The organism is Paenibacillus sp. EB106-04-04-XG159 (assembly GCF_058791835.1).
This window is the reverse complement of the sequence record NZ_JBYTDY010000026.1, coordinates 46,479-54,178: the sequence shown is the minus strand read 5'-3', so window position 1 is coordinate 54,178 and position 7,700 is coordinate 46,479. Positions and strand designations below refer to the sequence as shown.

Sequence of the window (7,700 nt, the reverse complement as noted above, 5' to 3'; positions counted from 1 at the left end):
TATCCTGAGTCGAATCACAACTCCTGGACAGAAACATACGATAATCCGGAATTATATAGCTGGTTTCTAGGTCATTCATTAACGGTAAGGAACTGAAGTTGTACAACACTAACGGGACACTATAGCTTATTAATAACTAAAACGCGGCTGCCGGCATGATCGGCAGCCGCGTTGTGCTAACGGGCAGTTTAGCACAATAATCACAACCGTATTCTGGTAATATAATTCATAGGAGGAAGTAAGACTGAGTGGACTAATTGTAAGAAGTATTAGTACTTCGGGCAGATCATCGGCTATGTGTACTACCAGGCCCTCGAGAATAAGCCTCTTTTCGACATTCTCAAGCTACTTGTGTCTGGATATGAAAATAAGTTTGAAAAATTGGAGGGTATAATGGAAATATATAATAAGTTGAATCAGGCTAGATTTGCGAACAAATCAACTACAAAACAAAAAGTTTTTTCAATAGTAATTGCAATTATAGCCGGAGTTATTTTGGGTTTAGTAGCAAAAATTGTGGATAATTCTGAATTCAACCCAATATTCACTAATATAGGTGATCGTCTTGGTATATGGGTATTTGTTGCAACACTTTTATCGGTTTTCAGCTATTCGCCCAAATTAGCGGCTGTAAAAATATTCGCCTTTTTTGGGTCGATGCTTACCGTTTATTATGTGTACACAACGCTTGTGCTACATTTTTTCCCGGAAAGAGAAATTATTTTTTGGAGTATATGCGCGGCTGTATCACCTGTTTGTGCTTATATAATGTGGTATGCGCGTGGAAACGGATTGTTTTCTAATATTGTTTTAGCCCTCCCAATCACAGTATTGCTGTCAGAAGGGTTTGAATTACGTAACGCTTACTTGCCCATTCACACTCATTACTATTTAATACCATGGCTTATGGGAATATATCTAATAATGATAGTTGTTTTGTTACTTACAATCCCGAAGAACAAAAAGAAACTATTGGCTATTCTACTAATAGCTATTATTTTATCCTTAATCATGATATATTTTAATGTCTTTGCCCGTTTATTTCCTGGAATGAACAGTGTTTTGCAAGGCGTGATCTGGTAGCATTACTGTTGTTTCAGCGATAATGTCAGAAAAAAGCGGGAAATTCTGAAGCGACTTTGCTTGAAGCTTTGAAAGAGTGGATCAAGTTTAGGAGGTGATTTTTTTGTTAAGAAAAATCTGTATCATTTTCGTATTCGTTTTAAGCACTTTGACTCTCGGGTGTTCACAAGAGGAGTCGAAACCATTAGTTATACCAAGCGAATATCAACATGCTAAGGAGATGCTCGATCATTTACACAATGAGGGGCTCAACATTCAAGAAATTCATAACTCTAAGTACACTGCATTCTTTAATACAAATCCTAATAACTCGATGTACATTAAAACAGATATGGGAATATTCGAACTTGTACATCTTGAACGTAAGAACGGCAAGGAAATAGATATTATAGTACAGGAAGCTACTGATAATGGGGAATATAAATATGTAGTTTCAGAAAATGGTGTAGACCGACTATTAATCCTAGGCGCAGTAAACTATTTTAATAAATTGGACGAATACATTACTATTGCGAGAAATAAAGATTTAAATGATAAAATTAAACAAGCTCTAAAAGCTCAATAAACCTAATTGTATATTCGGGAATCGTATGCATTGGCTCAATCCAAGCAAGTCTGTGTTACCCCTCTCCATGAATAAAGTTTGTTGAACTAACGGGACACGATAGTTCAACCATAACAAGGCTGCCAGCTCGATTGGCAGCCTTGTTGCGCTAACGGGCAGAATTCGTTAATCCAACAACCTAAAATACATATAAACAAGCGACTGAATGTGTGTTACAATTTTCCATATAAGGAAGGGATGAGAACTATGTAATCGAAAATAATCCTGATCCTCAAGCAAGATCTCCACCCTTCATGAAAGGGGTAAAAAGGAAATTAAACTTTAGGAGGATCAATATGAGTAGTTACGTTTGGGCTGGTTTAAAAGTTAGGTTGCGTCCATTATTACCCACCGATTGGGAAAAGTTCCATAATAATGATCTTGATTCGGAGAACGTAAGACTATGTGACGAGATACATTTCCCAAGATCAGAAGAAGGTACAAAGGCGTGGGCTGAACGCCAATCCGTTAATGCCTCAAATGGGGATAACGTCTTCATGGCAATACAAACGCTCGATGGATTACTCGTCGGGAGCATATCAACAAATAACTGTAATCCTCGTTATGGAACCTTCAAATATGGGGTTTCGATATTTCGTGAGCATTGGCGTAATGGTTACGCTTCTGATGCCATAAAAATATTACTGCGATATTACTTTGAGGAATTACGATATTGTAAGGTTAACGCTCATGTATATGCATTTAATGTTGGTTCCGCAGCATTGCAAGAGCATCTTGGGTTCATTCAAGAGGGAAGAATAAGAAATATGGTCTTTACTAAGGGCCAACATTACGACGAATATATTTATGGCCTTACTAAAAACGAATTCGCAAAGTACATATGTAGTTAAGACATCTGACTGCCCTCGGGCAGTCTTTGTCGTTCAACTGCAGTTCAATCACAACACGGCGGCAGCCGGCACGATCGGCTGCCGTTGTCCGTTGAAGTAACGGGCAGGATAGTTCCAAAATGTGGTAGTATTAGAGGGGGGGTAATTTGAGGGTGTGATGAATCCGTTATATTGAGGAGTGATAAATTGAGGCAAGCAGGATTAGTTTTATTAGTGCTAGTAATAATCTCCTTAGTGTCAGCATGCAGCAGTGGCAACACAGATAAGACCATGAGGTCCGAAACTCCCATGGAAGCCCTCGAAAAAGACCAAGTGAAAAAGTCTTTCAATAATGATATAAACACGAATCATGTTGAGGAATACGTTGAAAAGTTCTCTTATCTGAAACAGCTATCTTTAGAGAAGCAGGAGGCTTTTACTCGATTTAAATCTGAGAGGAACTTGCAAGACCTTTACAATTTCACCCCTGAGGACATGGTGCTGATTTATCTTTACTGTCTATCAATAGGTGATCCAGACTTGATATATGAGATTACTTTTAATGGGGGGCAACTTCCTGACCAAGATAAATTTCGGAAAGATTATTTCGAGTATGCAATGAATTATGATTCCGAAACAGCAGTACATTACAGATATTATGATTCTATAAAAGTGGATGAGAGTACGGCCGAGGAGAATAAGGTAACTGTACTTATTACGGTTAGTATAGAAACAACGACTCATTCCATGGCTTTAGGTCTACAAAAAGAAGATCAAGTATGGAAATTGGATATCTACCATTTGATAAATGATTATATAAATAAAGCAAGTAAAAACAAAACACAATAGGTTAATTCAGGTGATAAAAGCTATTTCGTAAAACACTGTTAAGCTAACGGGACAATAGTGCTTAATAAACCTACACCGAAGAGCTGCCGCTGAACGAGATCGGCAGCTTTATTACGCTATTGGATAGAAGAGTTTAATAATCTATACTTCAAGGTACTACATGTAGTATTATTGATGCTGCAAAAAAATGGAGGTAAGGTCATGAGTGAGATTGCAAAAACACCACAAGCACCTTATTATGCCGTGATATTTACATCTGAACGAACAGATGGGGATAACGGATATGCGGAAATGGCAGATGAAATGGTGAAACTAGCATCTGTCCAATCTGGATTTCTCGGCGTAGAAAGTGCTAGAGAAGGTGTAGGTATTACTGTATCTTATTGGGAGTCTCTCGAAGCTATACAAAAATGGAAACAAAACGAACGACATTTAGTCGCTCAAAGACAAGGGGTATCTGATTGGTATCTCACTTATAAAACAAGAATATGTAAGGTCGAACGGGATTATGGATTTGAAAAAAACTAAGCAAGTTGAGTTTGGTACTACACAATGGAATAACTCCATTTGTTAATTAAACTAACGGGACACGATAGTTGAAAATCAAAAGGGGCTACCGCGAGGAAACCCTTTGTTTCACTAACGGACAGTAGAGTTCCATTCAAAGAAATTGGAGGACTTATGAGAAAACTCAATAAAGACCTTTCATTTGAAGAACAAATTAAGATTATCCAGGAAGAAGGACGTGAGGAAAAGGAATATCTCAACAGCCTTTATTTTGATCCAAAGCCTATCATTGAAGTTGTGAAAAAATGTATCGATGATTGGGATCCCGTCCAACTGCTATCAATGGAGTGCCCAGAGGACGAATATGAATCAGAAATCAGAACATTATCGATTTATATTATAAAACATATTGATGATTTAGATGTAATAAAGCTTGAGCGAAAAATCAGAGAGGTATTTGAAGATACCTTTGAAGAAGCGATTGCTCAAGACCAAAGATCGATTGTTACAGCCACGCGAATACATTCAGCCTTAATCGATCTCGCTAAAGGGGAACATTAGCTGTTCGATAAACAAACGGGTCAACTTTCATGCTCTGTGGTGCATTGCAGAGGATGCATGGATGGCTAACGGGACAGATAGTTGAGGAGCTTGCTTGAGGCAGCTCCTTTTTGCTTTGTTGAAGTAACGGGCAGGATAGTTTAATGATAGGGGCTATAAGGCGGTACTAGATAGAACAATGTATAGTGTACTGTTGAGCTAAGGGAGACCATAACAAAACCACCATTTAGAAGGTGGTTTTGTTATGGTCAAATATCATTATTAAAGTTTAACATAGCCTAGATTTTAAATATTGCACCCACATCGCGTGCAGCTCAGCTTCCGATACCTGAAATGCGCCATGAAAATCAGTGGCATCGCGTATGAATTTGTTGAGCTCATCTGAACTGTAAGAATGGAGGAGAAATTCAACGATCAAATACGAGAATCCATATCCCCCCATCCTCTCGAATTCCCACGTATCGTTAGTTAATGCTTGAAAGCTAGGGACAGCCTCATTTCGAATCGCTTCGGAGGTGCTATACTTGATATATTCTTGCGACATTTGTTTGGCTTCATGTCCGCCAAGCCCATGAGTAAGCCATTTCGGTGCCAACGGATTAATATCATTCACTAACCACATCGTAAACAAACTTATCGTGTGTCGTAGTACCGATTGGTACGTATGTTCAGGGCCTGGGTTCAGTGGGGATACGATTTTTATTTTGTTGTGTTCGTAGGTACCCATGAACCAGTTAGGCGCATCCGGTTCGCCTATTGCTTGGTGAAAAGTGGACAGATCCGGATAGATTTCGATAGTGATTTTCTGAGATGGTCGATGACGATAGGTTGTTAGAATTCGCTCTACATTGGATTTCAATTCCTCGAATAAGTCATGGTATACCTTATTCATACCATCATTCTTGGTGGAAGCCTCGTTCTTATCCACAATCGATATCAATTTTTTGATAGACATGATTGTAATGTCACCCCATTCTTTTAATGCTATTTTTAGTTTGTTTAATGCGCGGTAGAGTCTGTTCTTAACCGCGCTTTCAGGCATCCCGATGATTTTGGATATGTCCAATAGAGTGCAGTCGACGAAAAACCGCAATGATATGATTTGCTGATCTAACTCATTCAATTGGGCTAATGCAGCACTAATATCAAGACGGATATCAACATCTTTAACGATATCGAGGGAAATCGATTGGGACTGAAAATCGATAACTTCGTGCACTATTTCTTTATTTCGTGATCTTGTACGATACTCGTTTTTCACGATATTCTGCGCGATCTTGAATAGCCAAGTAAATATACTGGAGTTATGCTTAAACAAGTGAAAGTTTTCCATTGCTTTTAAAAAAGCTTGTTGCGTTAAGTCATCAGCAACTGCTGAATTTGTTTTTACTGCGATATATTTTCGAATTCTCTCCTGATATTGATTATAAATGTCTTCGAAATGCTGGATGTGTTCCTGCTCCTCCGGAAGAACAGGGATTTTCGTTTTGTCTTGAGCTCGTGACACCAGTAGTACCTCCTCCTGAACTTACAATTCATTAGACACCGAAGGGAGGTAAAAAGCCACATCATTTTTATAATAAATTTTCATGACGCCATCCTTCATCAAACGGATAAATGATAACAAGACCAGCGAGAGACAAAACGGAAGCAATGAAAAGGTCACAGGAGTTAATCATGGAATTTGAAGAACAAGATTAGGGAGTGAATGCACTAACGGAGATACTTTAGCTAAATTACGATACAGCGGCAGCCGGCCAACGGTTGCAGTTTTCTCAACTAACGGGCAGGTTAACGCAGTAAGTCGCACAGATATAGTCATTTATAATAGGAGGAAATATATGTATCGACATTGAATAAAGCATTGAGCCGAACGAACAGGAGTTGTGAATAATGAGTCCTACAGTAATAGCAGTATGTGGGTCATCCTCTGGAGCAGGGAAAAGTACACTTGTAAAACGATTATCGGAAGTCATTCCAAACTCAGTATCATTGTATTTTGACGCCTATCATGTGACAACTTCGTATCCTCCTAATATATATCAAGATTTAGCAGAGGGGAAAAATATAGATCCTAGTCTAATACAAAGCCCCATCTTCTATCGAGATCTTTTGTCCTTAATGGAAGGAAGAGGGGTAACCGAACCGTGGAACAGACAACTAAAACCCGCAAAGTATATCCTCGTGGAGGAACCATTCGGTAAATTAAGAACGGGAATGAAGGAAATTATCCATTACCTCGTTGGTATAGAAGTTCCTTTGGATTTGGCAATAGCGCGAAGAATTTTACGAAACATAAGAACAGATTTTTCACACTTAACTCCTGACGAAAGATTAAACTATGTTGATTCTTTTCTAACAGAGTATTTGCATGGAGGAAGAATTTCGTATCAAAAATTATTTGAAGCTATTAAGAACGACTGTGATATAGTTCTTGATGGTCTAGTAAGTATTGAACAAATGACGGATGAAGTTATAACTAAATTTAAGATAGAACAATAACGAATTTTTATATAGTTATCCTTAGAAGTATTAGGTTTGGGGTCGTGCTAGAATCGTAACTCGTTAAGTTAACGAGGAACTATAGCTTAATAAATAACTACAAGACGCGACTGCCGGCGTAGATCGGCAGCCGCGTTGTGCTAACGGGCAGAATAACGCAATACCAATTATTCAGTGGATATGATAACTCATGGTAGAATTTATTGTATGGGAAGGCGTAGAAATAATTAAGTTGGACAGCGACTTCCGGCTGAAGAAGGGGGATGTCATGAAAGTGAACTTACGCTCCATCCTAATTTCGTTATTTATCATAACGATCATCCTATCAACCACAAGTTATTTATTCTTCCGAGTAACTGCAAGCCAGGTAGTTGTAAATAAAATGGTAAAGTTTTATGAAATACAGCCTGATTCCGAACGTGTGATAAAAGATAAAGAAGTGATTAAACAATTTACCTATGCCGTTCGATTTGCTGATAAACAACCTGGTGAAGTGGATATTGCTGATCCCCCATTTCAATTCACATTAGGTAATAAGCAATATTATCTCTGGGTAAGTGAACAGTTCGGACAAGGGACTCTTATGAAACTTCCGAATACGGGAACAGTCTACATAATCGGAAAATCTAGGGCGAGAAACCTATTAGACATCCTGAATAAGGAATACGAAACCCAAAATACGGTGAAATGATTAGCAGGATTAAACTAACGGGAATGATAGTTCAAACAACCAGGGAGCAGACCGCTACGGGTAGTTACTCCCT

The 7,700-nt window shown here is 38.5% G+C and carries 9 protein-coding genes; 8 read left to right on the top strand and 1 reads right to left on the bottom strand.

The window, feature by feature from the left end; genetic code table 11:
- The first annotated feature begins 393 nt into the window (after positions 1-393).
- From AC3WTP_RS22030 to AC3WTP_RS22005, 6 genes are all read left to right on the top strand, one after another.
- A complete protein-coding gene (locus AC3WTP_RS22030; protein WP_492396775.1) occupies positions 394-1,083 on the top strand; it encodes a hypothetical protein in 690 nt (229 codons plus the stop codon).
- 103 nt (positions 1,084-1,186) lie between these two features.
- Positions 1,187-1,648, top strand: a complete 462-nt coding sequence (locus AC3WTP_RS22025) for a hypothetical protein (protein ID WP_492396774.1) — start codon at positions 1,187-1,189, stop codon at positions 1,646-1,648.
- A 335-nt stretch (positions 1,649-1,983) separates the two neighbouring features.
- Positions 1,984-2,538, top strand: coding sequence for a GNAT family N-acetyltransferase (locus AC3WTP_RS22020; RefSeq protein WP_492396773.1), 555 nt, complete (start codon positions 1,984-1,986; stop codon positions 2,536-2,538).
- Positions 2,539-2,826: 288 nt separating this feature from the next.
- Positions 2,827-3,366 (top strand): hypothetical protein, encoded by a 540-nt coding sequence (locus AC3WTP_RS22015; RefSeq protein ID WP_492396772.1) that lies wholly within the window; start codon positions 2,827-2,829, stop codon positions 3,364-3,366.
- Between the two features lie 201 nt (positions 3,367-3,567).
- Positions 3,568-3,894, top strand: a complete 327-nt coding sequence (locus AC3WTP_RS22010) for an antibiotic biosynthesis monooxygenase family protein (protein WP_492396771.1) — start codon at positions 3,568-3,570, stop codon at positions 3,892-3,894.
- Between the two features lie 153 nt (positions 3,895-4,047).
- Positions 4,048-4,434, top strand: a complete 387-nt coding sequence (locus tag AC3WTP_RS22005; protein ID WP_492396770.1) for a DUF1871 family protein — start codon at positions 4,048-4,050, stop codon at positions 4,432-4,434.
- A 268-nt stretch (positions 4,435-4,702) separates the two neighbouring features.
- Here the strand turns inward: AC3WTP_RS22005 and AC3WTP_RS22000 are convergent, their stop codons facing one another.
- Positions 4,703-5,941: an RNA polymerase sigma factor gene (locus AC3WTP_RS22000; RefSeq protein ID WP_492396769.1), complete on the bottom strand. Its 1,239-nt coding sequence runs from the start codon at positions 5,939-5,941 to the stop codon at positions 4,703-4,705.
- 386 nt (positions 5,942-6,327) lie between these two features.
- On the opposite strand from AC3WTP_RS22000, the gene AC3WTP_RS21995 reads away from it, so the two are divergent.
- Both AC3WTP_RS21995 and AC3WTP_RS21990 read left to right on the top strand, forming a co-directional pair.
- Positions 6,328-6,936 (top strand): nucleoside/nucleotide kinase family protein, encoded by a 609-nt coding sequence (locus AC3WTP_RS21995; protein WP_492396768.1) that lies wholly within the window; start codon positions 6,328-6,330, stop codon positions 6,934-6,936.
- Between the two features lie 268 nt (positions 6,937-7,204).
- The gene (locus tag AC3WTP_RS21990) at positions 7,205-7,627 is read left to right on the top strand and encodes a YhfM domain-containing protein (protein WP_492396767.1); all 423 of its coding nucleotides are present in this window, start codon (positions 7,205-7,207) and stop codon (positions 7,625-7,627) included.
- The last annotated feature ends 73 nt before the right edge of the window (positions 7,628-7,700 follow it).